Consider the following 25663-nt stretch of genomic DNA (forward strand, 5'->3'; position numbering starts at 1 on the left):
ATGGCCGAAGGCCTGTTCGTGTGCGTCGTCTGGTCTTCATTGCGGGGCTGTCTTCCTCCCGTTGAGTGCTCCGCGGGCAGCGGGGGGCCGCACACGGCGGAGCGAGGCAGGTGGCCCGGGAGCGGGGGCACGGCCGCCGACTGCGGCGGCCGGGCCCCACTTCCGGTGGCTGAGCTGATCAGTCGCCGCTGGGGACGGCGGTCTCCACGCCCGGCATACCGACGGCGAGGTGATCGATCTGGGTCTCGGTCAGCGCACCCTGGAAGACCCAGACGTCGGAGAGCGATCCGGGGAAGTACCCACCGGACGTGCTCCCGGTGGTGTCGCGGCCGAGCTGCAAGGTCTTCGCCGCCTTGTAGGTCAGCACGTCGTCGGCCCACGAGACGGTGTCGGCGCAGCTCGCGTCGTCCTGCACCCCGTCGTCGTCGGCGTCGGCGCAGGCGGTCTCCTGGAGTTCGCCGTTGACGTAGAGGCGGACCTCCTTGGAGAAGCCGTCGTAGACGAGTGCCACGTGGTTCCAGTCGGTGGGGCTGTAGAACATGCCGTTGCCGATGTCGGAGACGGTCGCGGAGTCACTGTCGGAGTCGGCGGTGGCGATCCGCCAGCGGCCCGGATCGGTGGCCGGGGTGGCGCTGGGTTCGTAGCGCACCGCGAACGCGCTCTTCTTGGTACCGGGAGCGCTCATGACGGTGACCGGACTGGTCGGAGTGGCGGCCGCCTGGACGAAGGCGCTCACGGTGAAGCTGCCGCTGGTGTCGACCGGCACCACGGAGGCCGCGGCGTAGTCGTCCGTGCCGTCGAGGGCGACGGCGCCGTCGACCCAGCCCGAGCCCGTCTGGGCACCGTTGTAGAGGGTCATGGCGTTACCGGAGGACGAGGCGTCGGGCGAGGTCAGCGGGGTGCCGGTGGCCGTCTCGAACTTCCAGCGGCCCTTGACCAGAGCGCGCTGCTTGAACAGCTGCTGCACCTCGCCGGCGGACACCGGCCGGTCGAACAGCCGCACGTCGTCGATCTGGCCGGGGAAGAACGAGGTGGCCGCGCCCGCGAACGCGCTGGCGCCGATCTGTACCGCGCCCCCGGCATACCAGGTCGAGGGCAGGGTCGTGGTGCCGGCCAGGGTCCCGTTGACGTACAGCGAGAGCTTGCCGGCCTCGGTGTCCTGCACACCGACCAGATGCGTCCACTCGCCGCCGTACGCGGTGGTGCCGTCGGGCTGCATGGCCCGCACCACCGTGGAGTCGGCGGTGTCGGCGCTGTGCTGGTTGAACACCCAGCGGTCGTAGGAGCTGGAGTAGTACAGCTCCGGCCCGGTCACCGTGGTGCCGATCTGCGTGGCGACGGTCGCGGCGTGGGTCGGCTTGGTCTTCGCCAGCTTCACCCAGGCCGATACCGCGAAGCTGTACGAGGTGTTGATGTGCGGGCCGGCGGTGGTGGCGTAGTCGTCGGTCCCGTCCAGGGTGAGCGCGTTGCCGTCCGCTCCGGTCGCACCCGTGGTGGCGCCGCCCTTGAGGACCGCGGGGTTCGCATCGGCCCGGCCGCTCAGAGCGGTCACGCCGGCGGCGTCGTCCATGTGGAAGACCGCGCGCGCCGGACGGCCGTCGCCGATCGCGTTCGTACTGTACAGGCTCGACACCTCGGCCGCCGACAGGGGTTTCTCGAAGGTCTTCACCTCGTCGATGGCACCCGGGAAGGGCGACGTCGGCGTGCCGTTGAGGAAGCTGCCGCCGATCACCATGCCGCGCCGTGCGTTCCAGGCCGTGGAGTAGGCCGTGGTGCCGGCGAGCGCACCGTTGACGTACAGCTTCAGCAGCTTCTCACCGGCTGCGTAGATGCCGACCAGATGCGTCCACTCCCCCGCCTTGACCCCGCCCGCGGCGGCCTGCATGGCCCGGACGGGGGTGCCGGCGGTGGTGTCGGCGCTGTACTGGTTGAACACCCAGCGGTCGTAGCTCTTGGAGTAGTACAGCTCGAAGCCCGGCGCGTTGTTGCCGCGCTGGGCTGCCACGACCGCCGCTCCGGAGGGCATGGCGGACAGCTTCACCCAGGCCGACACCGAGAAGCTGACGTCGGTGTTGATGGTGGCGATGTCCGTGGCGGCGTAGTCGTCGACGCCGTCGAACTGCACGGCCTTGCCGAACCTTCCCTCCACGTTCGGCGTCGGGCCGTTGTACAGGGTCGCGGTCTGTTCCGGTGCGCTGCCCGCCACCTGGGTGGCGCCGGCCGTCTCGTCCATGGCCCAGCCGGCGCGTTCGCGCTGCCCCGCCTTGACCCGGAATTGGTAGGTGCGGATCTCGGAGCCGTTGCCCGCGGAGTCGAATGACCGCGCCGTGAAGGTGTTGAGGCCCGGCCTGACCGGCAGCACGGGCACGGTTTTGGCCGCTCCGCCCGAGGTGGTGACCGTGTTGGCCGAGACCGGGTCGCCGTTGAGACCGAACCAGTACTTCGTCACGTCGGAGACCGCCCCGGTGATCACGAAGTCGCCGTACTGGCCGACTCCGTCATACCAGGGGTCGTCGGGGTCCTCGGGGTCGGAGGCCGGGTAGACGGCCGAGGAGATGGTGGGTGCCTTGGGGACGCTCGTGTCGTACACGAAGTAACAGGCGGTCGGGTCACCGGTGTACGACCACGGCGAGTACTGGGCCCCGTCGTAGGAGTGGACGTACCAGTTGACCGTCTTGTTGGCGGGAATGGAGGACGGCAGCGTGATCGCGAAGTCGGAGCCGGACTTCTTCGCCGTCGTCGGACCGGACTTCCAGCGAGTGACGACGCCCTTGCCGTCACCGGTGTCCCAGCTCGCCCGGAACTCCACCGAGACGGAGTCGCCGTCGGGGTCGGTGACGTCGTTGGCGTAGATCTTGCCGAGCGTGCGTACCCGCGCGGCACTGGCGGAGCTCTTGCAGGAGCCGCCGTACTCCATGGTCAGCTGCGACATCTTGATCTGCGGCGGCGGTCGGTTGTACTGGACGCGCAGATAGGCGTCGTCCGAGAACCGCTTCCAGGCGTAGCCGTCGGTCTCGCTCGCCGCCTTCATGCCGAAGGTCATCGTCGACCATTTCTTGTCGGCGGCCTGCTGCACCGCGGACTTCACGTCGAACTCCGCGTCCTTCGCCGCGCAGCCGGTGTACCCGTAGGCGAAGGACTCCGTCCTCAGGTGATCGATCCAGAAGGCGCTGTTGTCCTGCGAGTTCCAGGTCGTCGAGGAGGAGATGTCCTTGGTGCGCCACAGCTCCACGCTCCGGTCGGAGCAGGACGCCGACCAGGTGTTGCGGACCACGAACTCCGCCTGCAGCACGGTCCGCCCGGCGAACTTCGAGGTCGGGATCCGGTAGAAGAGCCGCTTGGTGTCGTACGGCGCACAGTACGACCAGTTGCAGTACCCGAGGCCCGCGTCCGAGTCGCCGTTGAACTTCCACTGTGGCGACGACGCCCAGTACTTGGAGGCCATCGTCCAGGCCGAGGCCTTCGGGGAGTACCACTGGGGGTCGATGAACACGGGGTACACCGTGCCCTTGCCCCTGAGCACGCCGGTGTCGGGCGTCAGGACCAGGGCGTCCTGCGCGGCGGGAACGTCCACGCCGACCGGGGCCACATTGCCGGACTCCGCTGCGCCGGCCTCGGAGGCGGTGGGGGCGCTGGTGGCAGCCACGGAGCTCCGTGCGGCGCTGGACGACGTCGTCCGGGCAAATCCGGCAGTGGACCCGGACCGGGCCGAGGAGGCGGGCGCCTCGGTACTGGAATCCCACATCAGGGGGCGGGGAGCCTCGAAGACGGCGCTACCGGCTCCCTGGTCGACCGCTGCCAGACCGCCGTCGGCGGTCTCCTCGACCTGCATGCCGTCGGCGTCCAGCTTCAGCCGCAGTTGGTTCAGTTCGGCACTCGCCGCGGCCTCGGCCGACTTGACGACCAGGAGCTGGGTGAAGCTGTCCTGCTGCGCCGTCATCCGCAGATCGACACCGGGCAGGACGTCCGGATAGGTGGCGGTGTTCCCGCTCAGCTCGGGGGAGGGCAGGTCCTCGGGCCAGGAGAGCGCCAGTGCACGACCGTTCTTCGTCATCCGCACCAGCGGGGACGAACCCCCGCCGGAGAACGTCAGACCGACGGTCGTCGCCCTGGGCGCCACCGCTCCGTTCGCGCCGCGGATCAGTGTGGTGTCGATGTCCCGCCATGCGCCGTCCACCCGGGTCCGCACCGGCCGCAGATGCTCCCGGGCCTCCAGGTGCCCCTCCGGGGTGGCGTACACCTCGCTGCTCTCACCGCGTAACGAGACGATCTCCACCGGCTTACCCGTGCGCGCGGCCTGGGCCAGCGCCTCGGCATCCTCGCCCGTACCGTCACCGGCGGCGGCCTTGGCGGCGGCGTCGGCCGAGGTGACGGCGTTCTCGTCGGCGACCGCCATGGCGCCGTTGGATGCGCTCGCCGCCAGCACCAAGGCCGCGGAGAGCACGACGCCGACTGTGCGCAGTCGGCGTCTCCCCCTATGCGTATTCATATGAACTGCTCCCCCACAGAGCCCTGTTGGGCTACGACTGGCCGTCTTCGATCAAACGGCCGGCTCGCAAAATATGAGTACTTACAGTTCGTTAACCAGACCCTTACGAAGGGATAAAGCGCACAAGATCTACCAATCGAGCGAAGTCAGGTCGTGAAATACTTCACGTTTCCCCCCTGAATTCGCCGGGATCCAACACCGATGTCCCACTTGGGGGTCACACACGGGGCCGGGGATCCCTCCGGCTTCGGGCCGGCAGACCGTCCGTCCGTCGCGTCCAGGTCGAAGTGCGGTACCGCCACATGCGCGCCCGCCGCGCACAGACCGCCGCCGGCGTGCTTCTTCCGGGGGAGAAGGCCGACGCGGTCGGTTCCTCCTCGTCCGCGGGAGGTGCCACGCCGGGCATCCCACAACGTGATGCCTCCGTCCCCGCCCGCGAAGACGACGCACCTTGCGTCCGTGCTCAGGGCACTCACACCCCAGGACGCCGACACCTTCTGACGAAGACAGCCGCACGGACCCCTCGAAACAACAAGAAGGCCAGGTCACGTGTGCCGTGACCTGGCCTTTGTTGGAGCCGCTTTCGGGATTCGAACCCGAGACCTACGCATTACGAGTGCGTTGCTCTGGCCATCTGAGCTAAAGCGGCGCGTCGCCCGCACTATGGTGCGATCGGCGACGTCGGTAAGTCTACACAGTTTCCGGGGGTGCTCCGTACCCGCCCCGGAGCCAGGGCTCCGGGGACGGCCGCAGGGCTATGAGCAGCGCTTTCCCTTCGCCGGTGGGGTGCCGCCGAGGAGGTAGGTGTCGATCGCGGAATCGATGCAGGTGCTGCCCCGGCCATAGGCGGTGTGGCCGTCGCCGACGTAGGTGAGCAGGCGGCTCGAGGAGAGCTGGCCGGCCAGGGACTGGGCCCAGGGGTAGGGGGTCGCGGGATCGCGGGTGGTGCCGACCACGACGATGGGGGCGGCGCCCTTCGCCTCGATCCGGCGAGGCTCGCCGGTGGCCCGCACCGGCCAGTACGCGCAGTTCAGCGAGGCCCACGCCAGGTTCGGGCCGAACACCGGGGACGCCTTCTCGAACTCGGGCAGTGCCTTCTCGACCCCCTCGGGGCTGGTGAAGGCGGGCGGCAGGTCCAGGCAGTTCACCGCGGCGTTGGCGAACATGAGGTTCGAGTAGCGGCCGTCCGCATCCCGCTCGTAGTAGCTGTCGGAGAGGGCGAGCAGGCCCGCGCCGTCGTTGTCCTTCATCGCCGTGCGCAGGGCGTCGCGCAGTCGCTCCCACTCGGCCTGGTCGTACATCGCCGCGATCACGCCGGTCGTCCCCAGGGACTCGGTCAGCTTCCGGCCGTCCGGGTCGCCGGTCGGGACGGGGTGCGCGTCCAGCTTCTTGAAGAACGTCGCGAGGTTGTCGGCGACCTTCGTCGGCGTGCTGCCCTTGTCGCCGAGCGGGCAGTCGGTGCGCTTCGCGCAGTCCCTGGCGAAGGACTGGAACGCCGTCTCGAACCCCGCCGTCTGCTGGAGGTTCAGCTCGCGCGCGGACAGGGACGGGTTCATCGCGCCGTCCAGGACCATCCGGCCGACGCGTGCCGGGAACAGGCCGGCGTAGGTCGCGCCGAGGAAGGTGCCGTAGGACGCGCCCACGTAGTTAAGCTTCCGGTCGCCGAGCGCGGCCCGCAGGATGTCCATGTCCCGCGCCGAGTCGACGGTGGAGACATGGCGCAGCAGCTGCGCGGAGCGCTTCCCGCAGGCCTCCGCGAACGTCTTGAACTCCGCGACCAGGCGGTCCGTCTCCTGCTGGTCGTCGGGGGTCACGTCGGTCTCGGTGAACGTGTCCATCTGCGGCCCGTCCAGGCACTCGACGGGCTCGCTGCGGGCGACTCCGCGCGGGTCGACGGCGACCATGTCGTAGCGCGCCCGCACCTCGGCGGGGTAGCCGACGCCCGCGTACTGCTGGAGGTAGTCCACCGCCGAGCCGCCCGGCCCGCCGGGGTTGACCAGCAGCGATCCCAGCGGCTTCGCCTTGCCGGTGGCCTTCTTGCGGGCGACCGCCAGCCGGACGTCACCCGCGCCGGGCTCGGCGTAGTCCAGCGGGGCCTTCATCGTCGTGCACTGGAAACCGGGGACGCCGCAGTCCCGCCAGGTGAGCTTCTGGTCGTAGTACGGCGCCAGCGCGGACGGTGTCGAGCGGGGCAGCGCGGCCAGCTGGGCGGGGTCGGCCGACGTGGACGCCGACGTCGACGCGCTCCCGGCGGAGGAGCACGCGGAGGCGAGCAGGGCGGCGGCCGAGAGCAGGGCGGCCGCCATCGTCCGGGTATGGGCCCGGGATCGAATTGGGGTCCGGCGGGTGATTCGCCTGATGTGCATCAATCGAGCGTAACGCCGGAAAATGATCTCCGTGCCGTGCGCGGCGACTGTGGCTCGTACGGGTGACCCCGGTCAACGCCATGCACGTTCAGGGCGTCGGATTCCGCCGTCAGCCCGCTCTGAGCGCCATCGTCATCGCCTCCACCGCCAGCAGCGGCGCCACGTTCCGGTCGAGGGCGTCCCGGCAGGCCGCGATCGCCTCGATCCGGCGCAGCGTGGCCTCGGGCGAGCCGGCACGGGCCAGCCGCTCCAGAAGGTCCCCGGCGTCCGCGTTGGCGATCGCGACCCTGGAACCCAGCTGGAGCGCGAGGACGTCGCGGTAGAAACCGGTCAGGTCGGTGAGGGCGACGTCGAGGCTGTCGCGCTGGGTCCTGGTGCGGCGGCGCTTCTGCATGTCCTCCAGGTCCTTCATCACGCCTGCCGTGCCGCGCGGCAGACGCCCGCCCTGGGCCGCGCCGAGCGCCGCCTTCAGCTCCTCGGTCTCCTTGCCGTCCATCTCCTCGGCGAGCTGCTTGGCGTCCTCCGCCGCCGCGTCCACCAGCTCCTGGGCGGCCTTCAGGCACGCGCCGATCTCGTCCAGCCGCAGCGGCAGCTTCAGCACGGCCGCGCGGCGCTCGCGGGCTGCCGGGTCGGTGGCCAGTCGGCGGGCCCGGTCGACGTGCCCCTGGGTGGCCCGGGCGGCGGCCGCGGCCACCTCGGGCTCGACGCCCTCGCGGCGGACGAGCATGTCGGCGACCGCGTCCACGGAGGGCGTGCGCAGGTTCAGGTGGCGGCAGCGGGAGCGGATCGTGGGCAGCACGTCCTCCAGCGAGGGCGCGCAGAGCAGCCAGACCGTGCGGGGGGCGGGCTCCTCGACGGCCTTGAGGACGGCGTTGGCCGACTTCTCGTTCAGCCGCTCGGCGTCCTCGACCAGGATGATCTGCCACCGTCCGGTCGCCGGGGAGGTGTACGACTTGCGGACCGTGTCGCGCATGTCCTTGACCAGGATCTCGGCGCCGACGGCGGCGACCGTGGTGACGTCCGCGTGGGTGCCGACGAGCGCGGTGTGGCAGCCGTCGCAGAAGCCGCAGCCGGGGACGCCGCCCAGCGCACGGTCGGGGCTCACGCACTGGAGGGCGGCGGCGAAGGCCCGCGCCGTCCGGTTGCGGCCGGCGCCGGGCGGGCCGGTGAACAGCCAGGCGTGGGTCATCTTCGACGACTCCGGTGGCGGCTGGTCGGTCGCGGCGGCGGTGACGAGGGCGTCGGCGTCCCGGGCGGCGGCGGTGAGCACCTCACTCACCCGCTCCTGCCCGACGAGGTCGTCCCACACGGTCATGGGTCACGCCGCCCTTTCGTCATGCTCGTCATGGTCATCATGCTCGTCATGTTGGTCATGGTCGTCATGTCGAGTCGCCACACGCCGGTTCGAAGATCCGGCGCTCCGGCTTCCGACGTCGGATTCCACCGGTTTCGCGGTCCGGACTCCATTGTGCGGGTGCCCACTGACAACGGGGGGCGGCGCCGGCCGGCATCCCGACCCGCACCGCCCCCCGCCTGCACCCGAGCTGTCAGCCGCGCCTTCAGCCGCGCCGGCCGCGACCCCGACGGCCACCCTCGTCGTCGTAGTCCGGCTCCTCGTACGACCCCAGCAGCTCGTCCGCCAGCGACGGCAGATCGTCCAGCGGGGTCTCCTCGGCCCAGTCGGGCCGGGGGCGCCGGCGCGGCGCCTGGTCCTCGGCGGCGCCGTCCGCGTCGACCTGTGGCATCTCGCGGGTGCGGTCCTGGGAGCCGTCGGGGTTCCCGCCCGCCCGCTCGTCCCGGAAGAAGCCGGGCGGCATCCGGTCCGCCGGGCCGTCGGCGGGCGCCCCGGCGCCGTCCCGCACGGGAGGCAGCACGGCGGTCTCGTCCGCGGCGCCCGGCGGCACCGGAGGCAGCACGGCCGTCTCGTCGGCCGCGCCCACGGGGGGCAGCACCGCCGTCTCGTCCGCGGCGCCCGACGTTACCGGCGGCAGCACCGCCGTCTCGTCAGCCGCGCCCGCGGGCCCCACCGGCGGCTGCGGCAGTTGTGCCGTCACCTCGGCGTCGGACTCGTGGGCCGCGGGTGCCCGCTCGTACCGTACCGGACGCAGCACCTTCGTCTCGTCGGCCCGGACGTCCGGCTTCACCACCGGCGTCGGCATGGTCGCCGCCTCCGGTGTGACGCCCGGCGCCGTCGGCTGCCGTGCGGCGGACTGCTGGGCGGCCACGTCGGCCGCTGCCGCCGCCTCCGCCGCGGCGCGCCGCGCCTGCTCGGCCTTGAGGAGGGCCTCCTCGGCCTTGCGCTGCTTCTCCAGCCGCCGTTCCTCGGCCTCGGCGTGCAGCCGGGCCTCTTCCTCGGCCTGCCTGCGGCGCTGTTCCTCCTCGGCCTTGCGGCGGGCCTCGGCCTCCGCGCGGGCATTCTCCTCGGCGAGCAGCCGGGCCTGCTCCTCCTCGGCACGGCGACGGGCCTCCTCGGCACGCAGCCGGGCCTCCTCCGCCTGCCGTTCGGCCTCGCGGCGCTGCGCCTCCTCCAGCTCGCGGCGCTTGCGCTCCTCCTCCTCGGCACGGAGCTTGGCGAGCTGTTCCTGACGCTCGCGTTCGACGCGCTCCTCCTCGGCCTTGCGCGCGGCCTCCAGCTCCGCCTTGCGCCGGGCCTCCTCCTCGGCGGCCTTGCGGGCCTCCTCGGCGGCCTTGATCTCAGCCTCGGAGAGCGGCAGCACGGTGTCGAGCCGGGCCCGGATGACGGTGGTGACCGACTCGGGCTCCTGGCCGGCGTCGACCACCAGGTAGCGGCCGGGGTCGGAGGCGGCAAGGGTGAGGAAGCCGGCCCGCACGCGCGCGTGGAACTCGGCGGGCTCGGACTCCAGCCGGTCGGGCGCCTCGGTGAACCGCTCGCGGGCGGTCTCGGGCTCCACGTCCAGCAGGACGGTCAGGTGCGGGACGAGGCCGGCTGTCGCCCAGCGGTTGATGCGGGCGACCTCGGTCGGGGAGAGGTCGCGGCCCGCGCCCTGGTAGGCGACGGAGGAGTCGATGTACCGGTCGGAGATGACGACCGCGCCGCGCCCCAGGGCGGGCCGGACGACGGTGTCGACGTGCTCCGCGCGGTCGGCCGCGTACAGCAGGGCCTCCGCGCGGTGCGACAGGCCGGCGGAGGAGACGTCGAGGAGGATCGAGCGCAGCCGCTTGCCGACCGGGGTGGCGCCGGGTTCGCGGGTGAGGACGACCTCGTGGCCCTTGGCCCGGATCCACTCGGCGAGGGCCTCGGCCTGGGTGGACTTGCCGGCGCCGTCGCCGCCCTCCAGGGCGATGAAGAAACCATTGGCCGTGGGTGTCTGCGCCGGGTCGTCGCCGCCGAGCAGCGCGTCCCGCAGGTCGTGCCGGAGCGGTACGCCCGCGCGGTCGTCGACCTTGGCGAGCACCACCGCGGCCACCGGCAGCAGCAGCGCGCCGACCAGCATCAGGGTGAACGCGGCGCCGCCGTGCGCGAACACGAACTTGCCGTTCTCCAGGCGGTGCGGTCCGATCAGCGCGGCCACCAGGGGGGCGACCAGCGCGCCGAGCGCTATGGCGACCCGGACCACCGCGTGCAGGTGTTCGGTCGTACGGATCCGGCGGGAGTCCTCGGTCTCCTGGTCGAGCAGGGTGTGCCCGGTGTTCGCGGCCACGCCCGCGCCGATGCCGGCCAGCGCGACGATCAGGAGCACGGTGGTGACGTCGGGAACCAGGCCCGCGGCCAGCAACGCGATGCCGGTGAAGGCGATCGCCAGGGACAGCAGGCGGCGGCGGGAGAGCGTCGGGAGCAGCGCGGGCGCCGTACGGATGCCGACGGCGACCCCGCCGGTCAGGGCGAGCACCAGCAGGCCGTACAGGACCGGGCCGCCGCCCAGGTCCCTGGCATGCAGCACGCAGACGGCGACGGCGGCGGAGATGGCACCGGCGATCGCGGCGCAGGCCAGCACGAGGAGCGGGATGGCTCCGGTGCGGCCGGTGTCGGCGCCGTCGGTGGTCTTGGGGCGGCGCAGGCCCTCCAGCGGCGACCGCGCGCGCGGGGTGCGGGTGCCGGGCACCTCCAGGTAGACCAGCACCGAGAGGGACGCGGCGAACAGGCCCGCCGCCAGGTACGAGCCGAGGGCCGCCTGGTGCTGGGCGAACCAGGCGATGCCCGTGCCCAGCAGGTTGTTGACCAGCGACGCGACGACCAGGGCGGCGGCCGCGAGCGGGACCGTGAGGAACGTCGTCCGCAGCGAGAGGCGGCGCAGGGCGTCCAGGTGGTCGGGCAGCGGTCGTACCGTGGCGCCCTCCGGGGGCGGGGCGGGCAGCAGCGCCGGGGCCGCGCTCTCCCGGCAGACGGTCCAGAAGCGCTCGGCGACCCCGGTGACGAAGGCCGTCGCGAGGACGAGCGTCAGGGCGTTCGCCGGGGTCCAGTCGATCCACAGGGGCGCGATGATCAGCAGGACCGTGCGCAGGCCGTCGGCGCCGACCATGGTCCAGCGGCGGTCGAGCGGGCCGTCCTGCGCGGTCAGCGTGGTGAGCGGGCCCAGCAGGACCGCGCCGAAGAGAAGGGTGGCGAGAATGCGCACCCCGAAGACGACCGCCACCGCGAGCGCCGCACCGCGGTAGCCGCCGCCGAAGGAGCCCTGGGCCACGGCTGCCTGGAGCGTGAGCACGACAAGCACCAGCAACGCCAGGCTGTCGCCGATCCCGCTCACGAGCTGGGCGCTCCACAACCGCCTCAGTTCGGGTCGGCGCAGCAGCGAGCGGACGGCGCGCTCGCGGGAATCCGCTACCAGCGCGTCGTCCGGATCTGTCTGGGGGGCCGTTGGTTGCTCGGCTCGCGTCATGCTTTCAGCCTATCGGCAGCCACCGACAGCCCGCGGCGACGTCCCCGGCTACGCACGCCCCGACACCAAGTTGATGCCGGGGCGTGCACAATGCGAAGCCGATGTGAGGACACCTGAGGGCGCCTCAGCCTTCCGGGGCACCCGAAGCCGGAGCCGGGGACGCCCGAAATCGGACCTCGGACGCCCGAAGCCGGAGCCGGGGACGCCCGAAATCGGACCCTGGACGCCCGAAGCAAGACCCCGGACGCCCAGCCGGAGCCGAGGACGCCCGGACGGAGCCGGGGACGTCCGGCCCAGTCCTCCGCGGAGAAGGCGCCCGCCCGGCAGACGAGCCGGGCTCAGTCCTCCGCGGTCGTCTTGGAGGCCGTCGCCTTCTTGGCGGGCGCCTTCTTCGCGGCCGTCGTCGTCTTCTTGGCGGCGGTCTTCTTGGCCGCCGTCTTCTTCGCCGGTGCGGCCTTCTTGGCGGCCGCGGTCTTCTTCGCGGGCGCCTTCTTCGCCGTCTTCTTGGCGGGCGCCTTGGCCCGCTTCTCGGCGAGCAGCTCGTAGCCGCGCTCCGGGGTGATCGTCTCGACGCTGTCGCCGGAGCGCAGCGTCGCGTTGGTCTCCCCGTCGGTGACGTACGGCCCGAAGCGACCGTCCTTCACCACCACCGGCTTCTCGCTGACCGGGTCGGTGCCCAGCTCCTTCAGCGGCGGCTTGGCGGCGGCCCGGCCGCGCTGCTTGGGCTGGGAGTAGATCTGCAGCGCCTCTTCGAGGGTGATCGTGAAGAGCTGGTCCTCGGAGGTGAGCGAACGCGAGTCCGTGCCCTTCTTCAGGTACGGCCCGTAGCGCCCGTTCTGCGCGGTGATCTCCTGGCCCTCGGCGTCGGTGCCGACGACACGCGGCAGCGACATCAGCTTCAGCGCGTCCGCCAGCGTGACCGTGTCCAGGGACATGGTCTTGAAGAGCGAGGCCGTGCGCGGCTTGACCGCGTTCTTGCCGGTCTTCGGGGTGCCCTCGGGGAGCACCTCGGTGACGTACGGGCCGTAGCGGCCGTCCCGGGCGATGATCTGGTGGCCCGTCTCCGGGTCGGCGCCCAGCTCGAAGTCGCCGCTCGGCTTGGCGAGCAGCTCCTCCGCGAGCTCGACGGAGAGCTCGTCGGGGGCCAGGTCCTCCGGCACGTCGGCGCGCTGGTGGCCCTCGGAGTCCTTCTCGCCGCGCTCGATGTACGGGCCGTAGCGGCCGACCCGCAGCACGATGTTGTTGCCCACCGGGAACGACGACACCTCGCGCGCGTCGATCGCGCCCAGGTCGGTCACCAGCTCCTTGAGGCCGCCGAGGTGGTCCCCGTCGCCGTTGCCGGCGTCGGCCGCGCCGCCGGTGGCGGTGTCCTCGCCGCCCTCGCCGAAGTAGAAGCGCTTCAGCCACGGCACGGCCTGCGCCTGACCTGCGGCGATGCGGTCGAGGTCGTCCTCCATGCGCGCGGTGAAGTCGTAGTCGACCAGCCGGCCGAAGTGCTTCTCCAGCAGGTTGACCACGGCGAAGGAGAGGAAGGACGGCACGAGGGCCGTGCCCTTCTTGAAGACGTAGCCGCGGTCCAGGATCGTGCCGATGATCGACGCGTACGTCGACGGGCGGCCGATCTCGCGCTCTTCCAACTCCTTGACCAGCGAGGCCTCGGTGTAGCGGGCCGGGGGCTTGGTGGCGTGCCCGTCGACCGTGATCTGCTCGGCGGACAGCGGGTCGCCCTCGGCGACCTGGGGCAGCCGGCGCTCGCGGTCGTCCAGCTCGGCGTTCGGGTCGTCGGCACCCTCGACGTAGGCCTTGAGGAAGCCGTGGAAGGTGATCGTCTTGCCGGAGGCGCTGAACTCGACGTCCCGGCCGTCGGCGGCGGTGCCACCGATCTTGACCGTCACACTGTTGCCGGTCGCGTCCTTCATCTGGGAGGCGACGGTCCGCTTCCAGATCAGCTCGTAGAGCTTGAACTGGTCACCGGTGAGTCCGGTCTCGGCGGGGGTGCGGAAACGGTCACCCGAGGGGCGGATCGCCTCGTGCGCCTCCTGCGCGTTCTTGACCTTCGCGGCGTACGTCCGCGGGGCCGAGGGCAGATAGTCGGCACCGTAGAGCTGCGTGACCTGGGCGCGGGCGGCCGCGACAGCGGTCTCGCTCAGCGTCGTGGAGTCGGTACGCATGTACGTGATGTAGCCGTTCTCGTACAGCTTCTGGGCCACCTGCATGGTGGCCTTCGCGCCGAAGCCGAGCTTGCGCGAGGCCTCCTGCTGGAGCGTCGTCGTACGGAACGGGGCGTAGGGCGACCGGCGGTACGGCTTGGACTCGACCGAGCGGACCGAGAACCGGGTGTCCTCCAGGGCGGCGGCGAGCGCGCGGGCGTTCGCCTCGTCGAGGTGCAGGGTGTTCGCGGTCTTGAGCTGTCCGAGCGAGTCGAAGTCGCGGCCCTGTGCGACCCGCTTGCCGTCGACGGCCTGCAGGCGGGCGACCAGGGACGACGGGTCGCTCGGGTCACCGGCCCGGCCGGTCCCGAAGGTGCCGGTCAGGTCCCAGTACTCGGCGGACCGGAACGCGATGCGCTCCCGCTCCCGCTCCACCACGAGCCGGGTCGCCACGGACTGGACACGGCCGGCCGACAGGCGCGGCATGACCTTCTTCCACAGGACCGGCGAGACCTCGTAGCCGTAGAGGCGGTCGAGGATGCGGCGGGTCTCCTGGGCGTCGACGAGCTTCTGGTTGAGCTGGCGCGGGTTGGCGACGGCGGCCCGGATCGCGTCCTTGGTGATCTCGTGGAAGACCATCCGCTTGACGGGGATCTTCGGCTTGAGGACTTCCTGCAGGTGCCAGGCGATGGCCTCGCCCTCGCGGTCCTCATCGGTGGCGAGGAAGAGCTCGTCGGACTCCTTCAGCAGGTCCTTGAGCTTCTTGACCTGCGCCTTTTTGTCGGCGTTGATCACATAGATGGGCTGGAAGTCGTGCTCGACGTCCACGCCGAGGCGCCGGACCTCGCCGGTGTACTGCTCGGGCACCTCCGCGGCGCCGTTGGGAAGGTCACGGATGTGCCCGACGCTCGCTTCGACGACGTATCCGGGGCCCAGATAGCCCTTGATCGTCTTCGCCTTGGCAGGGGACTCGACGATGACGAGTCGGCGGCCGCCCTCTGCGGTCTCGCTGGTCGGGGACAACTTCGCTCTTCTCTCCGGTCGACGCTGGGGCCTCCCCAGGCCTTGCTCCCGGGGTCGTGGCACGGGCAGGGACGCCCGCTCACTTGGTGACGCTGCGGAGTGTGACGGTACATCCCGCCCCCGTGTCAAACGGGAAAAGCCCACAACGGCCACTCGAACGGTAACCCGACTACCGCCATTCCTGCCGCCCGGAGTCCCCGGTCGCCCGCCGGGCCCTGTCCGGAGCGTGATGCTCCGATTACCGGAGGGGACCCTTTACAGGCGGGTCAGGCAGTACGCGGCGAGGCCCAGCGCGATCACCGCGGCGAGGCTCGCGAGGGTCGCCGATGCGACCTGACTCACACCCTGGGCGACGGGTTCGCCACGCCGGAGCCGGACGCCGGTCCACACCAGCAGCGCTCCTCCGAACAGGGCGAACACCGCCCCCGCGAAGATCGCCGGTGCGCTCTCCATGACCCACGCCCCCCTTCCCTGCCGCCCGTCACTGCCCAGCGCCCGGAGACTGGCACGTACGGGCGGCGGGCGGGAGACCGAGGGGCGAAGTCGGGGTGAACGGGCGGCCGGAACGCCATCGAACATCAGATCGGCGGACGAAGGGCGAACAGGCAGCGGACCGCCGATGGACCGTCAGTGGACCGCCGCTGGAAGGCCGGGCGAACGTTCCGGCCAGATTTTTCCGGCCTTTTTTTCTCCGGTGTCTTCTCCGGCGTGTCCCGCAGGCCCGCCCACGGGTCGTCCCCGGCCCGCCCCGCTCGGTGGCCGGGCGCGTCTTCCGGTCCGTCAGACGGCCGGATCCAGGAACCCCTGCTCCACCAGCAGCCGAATCTGCGCGGGCGTGCGATCGCGCAGCAATACCGGGTCCTCGCCGGTCAGTTGCGCGATGGCGTCGAGAATCCGCCCGGCGCTCAGCGTGCCGTCGCACACCCCGGCGAACCCGGCGCCCACCGTGTCCACCTTGGTCGCGCGGCGCATCCCGCGGTGCTGGCGCAGCACCACGTGCTCCGGGTCCTCGGCGCCGGGCAGCCCGACCTGCTCCTGGACCACCTCGACGGCGAGCCTGAAGTGGCTCTCCAGAAGATCCGCGTCGTCGTGGTCACGGAGGTAGTCGAGGCGGTCGAAGTGCGCGCGGATCGTCTCGCCGAGCGGCTGTTCGATCGGATGCGGCCACTCCTCGACGGTGACCGAGGGCACGGCGGCGCCCGTCCTGCGCAGCGTGATCCAGCCGAATCCCACCCCCTTCACCTTCCGCGCCTCGAACTCGTCGAGCCACGCGTCGTACCGCGCCTGGTACTCCGCCGGGTCCCCGCGGTGGTCGCCCGAGTCCCTGAGCCACAGCTCGGCGTACTGGTTGACGTCCTGCACCTCGCGCTGCACGATCCACGCGTCGCAGTCGCGCGGCACCCACGACCTGACCCTGTCCTGCCAGTCCTCCCCCGCGACGTGCTGCCAGTTGGCGAGGAACTGCGCGAACCCGCCCTCGTTCAGCCGCTCCCCGGCCTGTTGAACGAGCGAGCGGCACAGATCGTCCCCGCTCATCCCGCCGTCCCGGTAGGTCAGCCGGGCGCCGGGAGAGATCACGAACGGCGGGTTGGAGACGATCAGATCGAACGTCTCCCCTTCCTTGACCGGCTCGAAGAGCGAGCCCTCGCGCAGGTCGGCCGCCGGTGCGCCGGAGAGCGCCAGCGTGAGCGCCGTGATGTGCAGCGCGCGCGGGTTGACGTCGGTCGCCGTCACCCGGGTGGCGTGCTGGGCCGCGTGCAATGCCTGGATCCCGGAGCCGGTGCCGAGGTCGAGGGCGGCGGCGACGGGCGTGCGGACGGTGATGCCGGCGAGGGTCGTGGACGCGCCGCCGACCCCGAGGACGACTTCTTCGTGCCCCCGGCCGATGCCGCCCGCGCCGCCGACGGCACATCCGAGGTCGGAGACGATGAACCAGTCCTCGCCGTCGGGCCCGCCGTACGGCCGTACGTCCACGGTGGCCGCGACCTCGTCGCCGCCCGCGCGGGTCAGCCAGCCGCTGTCCAGGAGGTCGTCGACGGGCAGGGCGCCGGCCACGCGCGCGTGCGGCACGGGCTGCTGGAGGAGGAACAGCCGGACGAGCGTCTCCAGGGGCGTGTCCCCGCGGGTCGCGCGCAGCGCGGGCACCGTCTCGCTGCGGGCCAGCGCCGCGTAGGCGGGCGCGCCGAGCAGGTCGAGCAGGCCGTCGGCGGTGAAGGAGGCGCCCAGCAGGGCGGTGCGCAGCCGGGCGGCGACGTCGGGGCGGTCGGAGGCGGGCAGGGTGGCGAGGCCGGAGTCAGTCACGCCCTCCATTGTGGCCCGCGGCCAGGCCCGGCCACGGGCTCAGCACACGGTCGCGGACCGCGGAACTCGCCAGGCGCACGGACCCGGCCCCGGCGCCCCGGCACCCGCCCCGACACCGGCCCGGGCCCCGGCCTCCGAGGTTCTGCCCCCGCCTCAGCCCGCGGTCGACGACGTCGAGGTCGAAGCCGGGGACGACGCCGGACCCGACGCACCGGTCGACGTCGTCGAGGAGACCTTCTTGCAGCTGGCCTGCTCGGCGATCGCGTCCTTGACCTCGCCCTGCTCCAGGGCGTTCAGCGCCGCGGTGCCGCTCTTGCTCTGCGTCTCCAGCTGCGTCGTCTGGGAGGCGACGTCCTGCAGACCGGTGGCGAACTTCGCCTGGTTCTTGGTGTCGAGCGCGTCGACCTTCTTCTTCAGGTCGGCGTAGGACGCGGAGAGGCTGTTGAGGGTCGTGACGACGTTCTGCTGGCGCTTGGCGCCGTCTTCCACCCCGGGGGGCGCGCCGGCGCTGCTGATGGCCGCGGCGAGCGCCTTGTAGCCGTCGGACATGTCCTGGAAGGCCTGGGAGTCGGTCTTCTGGATGGTCGCGGCCGAACTCGTGGTGTCCGAGGCCGTAGTGGAGATCGCCTCGTTCGCCGCCTTGATCTTCGCGTCCTGCGCCGGCACCGCGTCGCACACGGTCTTGGCCCAGGCGATCAGCTTCGGGTCGGTGCCCTTGTTGCTGCTGCACCCGGACAGCGCCACTACCAGTACCGCACCGCCGGACAGTGCGGCCGCGAGCTTCTTGTTCACCGGATCGGTCCCTTCCATGGCTCTCGGCCCCCGGAATCTACACGGCGGACGGACAGCACCCTCATGGAAGCACACAGTAAATAAGCTTTTGGGTGTGTTTGCGTCAGGGAGAGAAGGCTCACGACGAGACGACGCGCACATGCCGGTCCCGAGCGCGCTCCGGCGCACGCCGACACCCTCCAGGACGCGCCGACACCCTCCGGCGCACGCTGACAGCCTCCAGCCGGCACGCGCCACACGCCGCACGTTCCGGCGCGCGACGGGCCGCAGGCGCCCCGGCGTACGAAACGGGCGGACGGCGTGTCAGCACACACCGCCCGCCCGCTCGTTGACCGGCCCCCTCTCGCGAGGGCGCCGGCGGGCGTCGTAAGACCGCCTACGAAACCACCGCGGGGTCGGCCGACTTGGCCACCCGTTCGGCACTGTCCTCGTCGTCTCCGACGGCGATGCCACGCCGCTTGGAGACGTAGACCGCGCCGACGATCACGATCAGAGCGAGAACCGCGATCAGGATCCGGATGCCGATGCTCCTGTCATGTCCGTAGGAGAACTTGATCACCGCGGGCGCGATGAGCAGGGAGACCAGGTTCATGACCTTGAGCAGCGGGTTGATCGCGGGCCCTGCGGTGTCCTTGAAGGGGTCGCCGACCGTGTCGCCGATGACCGTGGCGGCGTGGGCCTCGCTGCCCTTGCCGCCGTGGTGGCCGTCCTCGACGAGTTTCTTGGCGTTGTCCCAGGCACCGCCGGAGTTGGCCAGGAAGACGGCCATCAGGGTGCCCGCGCCGATCGCGCCCGCGAGGTAGGAACCGAGGGCGCCGACACCGAGCGTGAACCCGATGAAGATGGGCGCCATCACGGCGAGCAGTCCCGGCGTGGCCAGCTCGCGCAGGGCGTCCTTGGTGCAGATGTCGACGACCTTGCCGTACTCGGGCTGCTCCGTGTAGTCCATGATCCCGGGGTGCTCGCGGAACTGCCGCCGCACCTCGAAGACCACCGAACCCGCCGACCGCGACACGGCGTTGATGGCGAGTCCGGAGAACAGGAAGACGACCGCCGCGCCGGCGATGAGGCCGACGAGGTTGTTGGGCTGCGAGATGTCCATGGACAGGGTCAACGGGGAGCCCGCACCGCTGAGTTTCGCGCCCACGTCCTGCACGTTCGTGGTGATCGCGTCCCGGTACGACCCGAAGAGCGCCGACGCCGCGAGGACTGCGGTGGCGATGGCGATGCCCTTGGTGATGGCCTTGGTGGTGTTGCCGACGGCGTCCAGGTTGGTGAGCACCTGCGCGCCCGCGCCCTCGACGTCGCCGGACATCTCCGCGATGCCCTGGGCGTTGTCGGAGACCGGCCCGAAGGTGTCCATGGCGACGATCACACCGACCGTGGTGAGCAGGCCGGTGCCGGCCAGCGCCACCGCGAACAGCGCGAGCATGATCGACGTGCCGCCGAGCAGGAACGCGCCGTAGACACCGAGGCCGATCAGCAGGGCGGTGTAGACGGCCGATTCGAGGCCGACCGAGATGCCGGCGAGGACCACGGTGGCCGGGCCGGTCAGCGAGGTCTTGCCGATGTCCATGACCGGACGCCGGTTGGTCTCGGTGAAGTAGCCGGTCAGCTGCTGGATGACGGCCGCCAGCAGGATGCCGATGGCGACCGCGACGAGCGCGAGGATCCGTGGGTCGCCGTCGTTGGCCCGGATGGCCGCGTCACCGATGCCGTCCAGGTCGGAGTACTTCCCCGGCAGGTACACGAAGACCGCGATCGCGACGAGCACGAGCGAGATCACCGCCGAGATGAAGAAGCCTCGGTTGATGGCGCTCATGCCGCTGCGGTCGCTGGGGCGCGGCGCCACCGCGAAGATGCCGATCATCGCCGTGAGCACGCCGATGGCCGGCACCAGGAGCGGGAAGGCGAGTCCGGAGTCGCCGAAGGCCGCCTTGCCGAGGATCAGCGCGGCGACCAGGGTCACGGCGTACGACTCGAAGAGGTCGGCCGCCATGCCCGCGCAGTCGCCGACGTTGTCGCCCACGTTGTCGGCGATGGTCGCGGCATTGCGCGGGTCGTCCTCCGGAATGCCCTGTTCGACCTTGCCGACCAGGTCGGCGCCGACGTCGGCGGCCTTGGTGAAGATGCCGCCGCCGACACGCATGAACATGGCGATCAGGGCGGCACCGAGACCGAAGCCTTCGAGCACCTTCGGCGCGTCGGCCGCGTACACCAGCACCACACAGGAGGCGCCGAGCAGGCCGAGCCCCACCGTGAACATGCCGACGACGCCGCCCGTGCGGAAAGCGATCTTCATGGCCTTGTGCGAGACGGCGGTGAGATCCTTTTCCGGTTCGCCTTCCGCCGGCGTGGCTTCACGGGCCGCCGCGGCGACGCGCACATTGCTGCGTACGGCGAGCCACATGCCGATATAACCGGTGGTCGCCGAGAACGCCGCACCGATCAGGAAGAAGATCGACCGGCCGGCGCGCTGATTCCAGTCGTCCGCGGGCAGCAGCAGGAGCAGGAAGAACACCACGACGGCGAATACGCCGAGGGTGCGCAACTGCCGGCCCAGATAGGCGTTGGCGCCTTCCTGGACCGCCGCCGCGATCTTCTTCATGCTGTCGGTGCCCTCGCCCGCCGCGAGCACCTGGCGGACCAGGATCCAGGCGACCACGAGCGCGGCCAGCGCCACGGCGGCGATGACCGCCACCAGGACCCGGTTGTCGTCGGTCAGGACTGCCGCTGCGAAGGTTGTGGGGTGATGGCCCAACTGATGAGGGGTAGAAAGCCCCGCCATTCGTCCTCCTTGACGCTTGGACTGAGCTCAAGATGTGGACGGATTCTAGGTACCCGGGAGTGATCTAAACAGGGGACGGTAAACGGAATTGGCCTTCTCGTGCTCTTCAGCAAATGATCGAGGTCACGCCAGGGGACCCGAAAGCGGTAATGCCCTAAAAGCATTGACGACGGCCGATTACTTGATCAAATCATCGCCCGGCTGATCGTGAATGAATTCACTAAACATATCGCACGAGATCACTTTACGACCGGTCACAGGTGACACGGGTGCGGGGACCTGCGGACATGCCGAAGGGCCCCACTCGGGGGCCCTTCGGCACACAGCTGGGGTGGCTCTCAGGTGAGCGCGACTCCGGGCGGGGTCGTCGGCCAGGTCATGCGGATCAGCCCGCCGTGCTCCCCGGCCGTGACCTCCACGTCGTCCACGAGGCCGCTGATGACCGCGAGGCCCATCTCGTCCTCCTCGGTCTCCACGTCCGCGTCCGCCGCTCCACCGGAGGCCCGGTCGCCGGGGACGGAACGGGGTGCGTCGTCGCCGACCTCGATGGAGAACTGTTTCTCCTCTTCGATCAGCGCCACCCGCACCGGCTCGGTGATGCCGGCGGCCTGGTGCAGACCCACGGCACGGGAACAGGCCTCACCGACGGCCAGCCGGACCTCGTCCAGGACGGCCTCGTCCACTCCGGCCCTGCGAGCCACCGCCGCCGCCACCAGTCGGGCGGTGCGGACGTGCTCGGGCAGCGCGCTGAAGCGGAGTTCAACGGTGGCCATACGTCCCCCTCGGAACTACGGGCGTGCGATGGGGGGCCGGGCCGCCGAAGAACCCGGAACCCCCCGATGAATTGCGTCCGCCTCGGGCACTGCGGCCCGTGGACGGCTGCCTGCACGGGCACGCGGGCCCGAACGGGCGGGGGTGACACGGGCGCCCCTGCGGCGCATGGCGCGCACGAGCCCGTGCCGAGGGCCGGCCGGACGGCACGGACCGATCGGCGGTCCGGGACACGTCGGCCGGCCCGGGGTCAGTCGGTGGCCGCCACCGCTTCCTCGACCGAGGTGTGGATCGGGAACACCTTGGTGAGGCCGGTGATACGGAAGATCTTCAGAATGCGCTCCTGGTTGCAGACCAGGCGCAGCGAGCCCTCATGGGCACGCACCCGCTTCAGGCCGCCGACCAGCACGCCGAGCCCGGTGGAGTCGAGGAAGTCCACGCCCTCCATGTCGACGACGAGGTGGAAATTCCCGTCGTTCACCAGCTCGACCAACTGCTCGCGCAGCTTGGGCGCGGTATATACGTCGATTTCGCCACCGACCTCGACGACCGTACGATCGCCGACTGTACGAGTCGACAGGGACAGGTCCACGGATCCTCCAGCACCTTGCTATCGAGCGGTCGCCCCTCGGGACACCTCGGCTTGCGGCCCCCGGGACGGTTCGCCAGCCGCGATGGCATTCAATCACTTACGGCAGGCGTGCACGACGCCTTGGCCCCATTGTCCGTCACGCCAGTGACACACTCGGTCCCGATGGCCATAAATCACCGATCCGATCGACCGCCGGTTCCGGCCGGGTCCGGGTTCTCTCCGGGCACGGTCCTGGACCGGCTCGCCTCCGGGCCGAGCCGGGCTTCGCGCATCACTCATACGGAGCACTTGCCCCCGCGCGCGGGTCGGCATGCCGTCTGGCCTGACCGGATTCGTTCGGAGGTCGTCGCGGCAGTCCAGGAGTGCGGCATCGAGCATCCCTGGCAGCACCAGGCGCTGGCCGCCGAGCACGCCCTGGACGGCGACTCGGTGGTGGTCGCCACCGGCACCGCCTCCGGCAAGTCCCTGGCCTACCTGGTACCGGTCCTGTCCACCCTCCTGGACGGCTCCGAGGCGGCCAACGGCAGGGGCGCCACCGCCCTCTACCTGGCGCCCACCAAGGCGCTGGCGGCCGACCAGTGCCGCGCCGTGAAGGAACTTTCACAACCGCTGGGGAACGCCGTGCGCCCCGCGGTGTACGACGGCGACACCCCCTACGAGGAACGGGAGTGGATCCGCCAGTACGCGAACTACGTGCTCACCAACCCCGACATGCTGCACCGCGGGATCCTGCCCGGGCACGCCCGCTGGTCCTCCTTCCTGAAGTCGCTGAAGTACGTCGTCGTCGACGAGTGCCACACCTACCGGGGCGTGTTCGGCTCGCACGTCGCCCAGGTACTGCGCCGGCTACGCCGCCTGTGCGCCCGCTACGGCGCCTCCCCGGTCTTCCTGCTGGCCTCCGCGACCGCCGCCCAGCCGGCCTTGGCCGCCGGCCGCCTCACCGGCCTGCCGGTCGTGGAGATCGCCGACGACGCCTCCCCGCGCGGCGAGCTGGTCTTCGCCCTGTGGGAGCCGCCACTGACCGACCTGCACGGCGAGAAGGGCGCCCCCGTGCGCCGTTCCGCCACCGCCGAGACCGCCGACCTGCTGACCGACCTGGCGGTGCAGGGCGTGCGCTCGGTCGCCTTCGTGCGCTCAAGACGCGGCGCGGAGCTGATCTCCGTCATCGCCCAGGAACGGCTGGCCGAGGTGGACCGTTCCCTCGCCCGGCGTGTCGCGGCCTACCGCGGCGGCTACCTCCCCGAGGAGCGGCGCGCCCTGGAAGGCGCGCTGCACTCCGGGGAGCTCCTCGGACTTGCCGCCACGACGGCCCTGGAGCTGGGTGTGGACGTCTCCGGGCTGGACGCCGTACTGATCGCCGGGTACCCCGGTACGCGTGCCTCTGTGTGGCAGCAGGCGGGTCGCGCGGGCCGCGCCGGACAGGGCGCCCTCGCGGTCCTGGTCGCTCGCGACGACCCTCTGGACACCTTCCTCGTCCATCATCCCGAGGCCCTGTTCGACCAACCGGTGGAATCGACCGTCCTCGACCCCGACAACCCCTACGTCCTCGCCCCGCACCTGTGCGCCGCCGCGGCCGAGCTCCCGCTCACCGACGACGACCTCGACCTCTTCGGTCCCGCCTGCAAGGAGCTGCTGCCGCAGCTGGAGGCCGCGAAGCTGCTGCGCCGCCGGACGAAGGCCTGGCACTGGACCCGCAGGGAGCGGGCCGCCGAGCTGACCGACATCCGCGGCGAGGGCGGCCGCCCGGTGCAGGTCGTCGAGGCGGGCACGGGACGCCTGCTCGGCACGGTGGACGCGAGCGCCGCGCACTCCACGGTCCACGAGGGCGCCGTCCACCTGCACCAGGGCCGCACCTACCTCGTGCGCTCCCTCGACCTCGAGGACTCGGTGGCCCTGGTCGAGCAGGCCGAGCCGCCGTACTCCACGGTGGCCCGCGACACCACGGCCATCTCCGTCCTGGAGACCGACACCGAGATCCCCTGGGGCGACGGGCGCCTCTGCTACGGCTCCGTCGAGGTCACCAACCAGGTGGTCTCCTTCCTGCGCCGCCGGCTCATCACCGGCGAGGTGCTGGGCGAGACGAAACTCGACCTCCCGCCGCGTACGCTGCGCACCCGCGCGGTGTGGTGGACCGTCACCGAGGACCAGCTCGACGAGGCCCGGATCAGCCCGGAGATCCTCGGCGGCGCCCTGCACGCGGCCGAGCACGCCTCCATCGGCCTGCTCCCGCTCTTCGCCACCTGCGACCGCTGGGACATCGGCGGCGTGTCGATCCCGCTGCACCCCGACACGCTCCTGCCGACCGTCTTCGTCTACGACGGGCACCCCGGCGGCGCCGGCTTCGCGGAGCGCGCCTTCCACACCGCCCGCACCTGGCTGACGGCCACCCGGGAGGCGATCGCCGCGTGTGAGTGCGACGCCGGGTGCCCGTCCTGCATCCAGTCCCCCAAGTGCGGGAACGGGAACGAGCCGTTGCACAAGCGCGGGGCGGTCCGGCTCCTCACGGTGCTGTTGAGGGGGGCACCGACGGGGTAGTTCTCCGGCCGGGGGCCGGTGGGGGCTGGTCGCGCAGTCCCCCGTGCCCCCTTCTGGGCGCCTTGGCAGGGGCACGTGGTCAGGGGCGCGTTGGGGCGGGGCCGGCTCTGGCCCGGACCTCTGCCGTGAACGGCCCCCCGCCCGAGGCCGCCGAGACGTCCGAGATGTCACCGACGATCACGCATCGCGTCAGCCGCGCGTCCTGAGCCAGTGCCACACGGTCCGCCAGGGCGCAGGCCGCCGTCGCCCCCTCGGCCCAGTGGTCCGCCGCGGCGAGGGCGGCCATGTCGGCCCCACCGGCGGCGCGATGCCGGACCACGACGGCCTGCCCGAGGCCGAGCACCACCCCGAACACCACGCACAACACGGCGATCGCGCCGACGCTCCAGACTGTGGCGGACCCCCGGTCAGCCGCCCCGTAGGGGCGCGCGGAACTGCGCGACCAGACCCCACACGGCCGCAGCCGAACGACCGCCGCACGCCCCTTCACGGCCCCTCCGCGACCGCGACCGCCGACTCCCGCACCTCGAAGGGCAACGCGCCCAGCGCCGACGGCCTCGCCGCCACCGTCACCCGCACCATGTCACCCTCCCGGCCCACCGTCACCGTCGCCCCGTCCGGCGCCGCCTCCTTCGTCACCGCGATCACCGCGTCCTCGGCGTCCTGCCGCGCCGCGGCCCGCGCCCCGGTGCGGGCGGCGTCCACGCACCGGATCTGGGCGGCCACCACGAGCAGCCCCCACACCAGCGCCATCGTGAACGCCACCAACACCGGCAGCACCACGGCCGCCTCCGCGGTCACGAACCCCCGGTCCGCCCCGCACCCCCGCTCACATCCGCGCACTGAGGGCCCGTTTCACGATGGCCTGGAGCTCCGCACTGACCTGACCGCTCGTCACGACGGCGTAGAGCACCGCCGCGAACCCGACGGCCGCGATGATCCCCATCGCGTACTCGGAGGTGACCATCCCGGCGTCCCGGCGCACCAGCTTCCACATCTTCCAGTACATCTCGCGCAT

Annotated in this window: 15 protein-coding genes and 1 tRNA gene; 1 reads left to right on the plus strand and 15 read right to left on the minus strand. The window is 71.5% G+C overall.

Features of this window, described 5'->3' with window-relative positions; translation table 11 throughout:
• Window positions 1–178: 178 nt before the first annotated feature.
• From BLW82_RS19140 to bldG, 12 genes are all read right to left on the minus strand, one after another.
• Window positions 179–4489, minus strand: coding sequence for a LamG-like jellyroll fold domain-containing protein (locus tag BLW82_RS19140; RefSeq protein WP_371131353.1), 4311 nt, complete (start codon window positions 4487–4489; stop codon window positions 179–181).
• A gap of 572 nt (window positions 4490–5061) precedes the next feature.
• Window positions 5062–5138: transfer RNA gene (locus BLW82_RS19145), tRNA-Thr, on the minus strand.
• Window positions 5139–5244: 106 nt separating this feature from the next.
• A complete protein-coding gene (locus BLW82_RS19150; RefSeq protein WP_093500104.1) occupies window positions 5245–6855 on the minus strand; it encodes an alpha/beta hydrolase in 1611 nt (536 codons plus the stop codon).
• Between the two features lie 109 nt (window positions 6856–6964).
• The gene (locus tag BLW82_RS19155) at window positions 6965–8170 is read right to left on the minus strand and encodes a DNA polymerase III subunit delta' (protein WP_093500106.1); all 1206 of its coding nucleotides are present in this window, start codon (window positions 8168–8170) and stop codon (window positions 6965–6967) included.
• Window positions 8171–8414: 244 nt separating this feature from the next.
• On the minus strand, window positions 8415–11693 hold the full coding sequence (gene tmk, locus BLW82_RS19160; protein ID WP_093500108.1) for a dTMP kinase: 3279 nt from the start codon (window positions 11691–11693) through the stop codon (window positions 8415–8417).
• A gap of 338 nt (window positions 11694–12031) precedes the next feature.
• A complete protein-coding gene (gene topA, locus BLW82_RS19165) occupies window positions 12032–14866 on the minus strand; it encodes a type I DNA topoisomerase (protein ID WP_093500110.1) in 2835 nt (944 codons plus the stop codon).
• A gap of 255 nt (window positions 14867–15121) precedes the next feature.
• Window positions 15122–15319 (minus strand): hypothetical protein, encoded by a 198-nt coding sequence (locus BLW82_RS19170; RefSeq protein ID WP_093500112.1) that lies wholly within the window; start codon window positions 15317–15319, stop codon window positions 15122–15124.
• A gap of 327 nt (window positions 15320–15646) precedes the next feature.
• On the minus strand, window positions 15647–17176 hold the full coding sequence (locus BLW82_RS19175; RefSeq protein ID WP_177232997.1) for a DUF7059 domain-containing protein: 1530 nt from the start codon (window positions 17174–17176) through the stop codon (window positions 15647–15649).
• Between the two features lie 144 nt (window positions 17177–17320).
• Window positions 17321–17977, minus strand: a complete 657-nt coding sequence (locus tag BLW82_RS19180; RefSeq protein WP_177232998.1) for a small secreted protein — start codon at window positions 17975–17977, stop codon at window positions 17321–17323.
• 358 nt (window positions 17978–18335) lie between these two features.
• Window positions 18336–20747 carry a sodium-translocating pyrophosphatase gene (locus BLW82_RS19185; RefSeq protein ID WP_093500116.1) on the minus strand — a complete coding sequence of 804 codons (2412 nt, stop codon included), beginning with the start codon at window positions 20745–20747 and terminating at the stop codon, window positions 18336–18338.
• Between the two features lie 338 nt (window positions 20748–21085).
• Window positions 21086–21520 (minus strand): ATP-binding protein, encoded by a 435-nt coding sequence (locus BLW82_RS19190; protein ID WP_093500118.1) that lies wholly within the window; start codon window positions 21518–21520, stop codon window positions 21086–21088.
• A gap of 248 nt (window positions 21521–21768) precedes the next feature.
• Window positions 21769–22110: an anti-sigma factor antagonist BldG gene (gene bldG, locus BLW82_RS19195; protein WP_010986038.1), complete on the minus strand. Its 342-nt coding sequence runs from the start codon at window positions 22108–22110 to the stop codon at window positions 21769–21771.
• 162 nt (window positions 22111–22272) lie between these two features.
• Between bldG and BLW82_RS19200 the strand changes: the two genes are divergently transcribed.
• The gene (locus tag BLW82_RS19200) at window positions 22273–24645 is read left to right on the plus strand and encodes a DEAD/DEAH box helicase (RefSeq protein ID WP_177232999.1); all 2373 of its coding nucleotides are present in this window, start codon (window positions 22273–22275) and stop codon (window positions 24643–24645) included.
• Window positions 24646–24724: 79 nt separating this feature from the next.
• Here the strand turns inward: BLW82_RS19200 and BLW82_RS19205 are convergent, their stop codons facing one another.
• From BLW82_RS19205 to BLW82_RS19215, 3 genes are read right to left on the minus strand one after another with little or no spacing between them, the layout of a single operon-like run.
• A complete protein-coding gene (locus BLW82_RS19205) occupies window positions 24725–25108 on the minus strand; it encodes an Rv3654c family TadE-like protein (protein WP_093508137.1) in 384 nt (127 codons plus the stop codon).
• Window positions 25109–25131: 23 nt separating this feature from the next.
• Window positions 25132–25446, minus strand: coding sequence for a TadE family type IV pilus minor pilin (locus tag BLW82_RS19210; protein ID WP_093500122.1), 315 nt, complete (start codon window positions 25444–25446; stop codon window positions 25132–25134).
• 28 nt (window positions 25447–25474) lie between these two features.
• Complete coding sequence (locus BLW82_RS19215; protein ID WP_093500124.1) at window positions 25475–25663, minus strand: DUF4244 domain-containing protein; 189 nt, start codon at window positions 25661–25663, stop codon at window positions 25475–25477.

Source organism: Streptomyces sp. Ag109_O5-10, from assembly GCF_900105755.1.
Classification (GTDB): Bacteria; Actinomycetota; Actinomycetes; order Streptomycetales; family Streptomycetaceae; genus Streptomyces.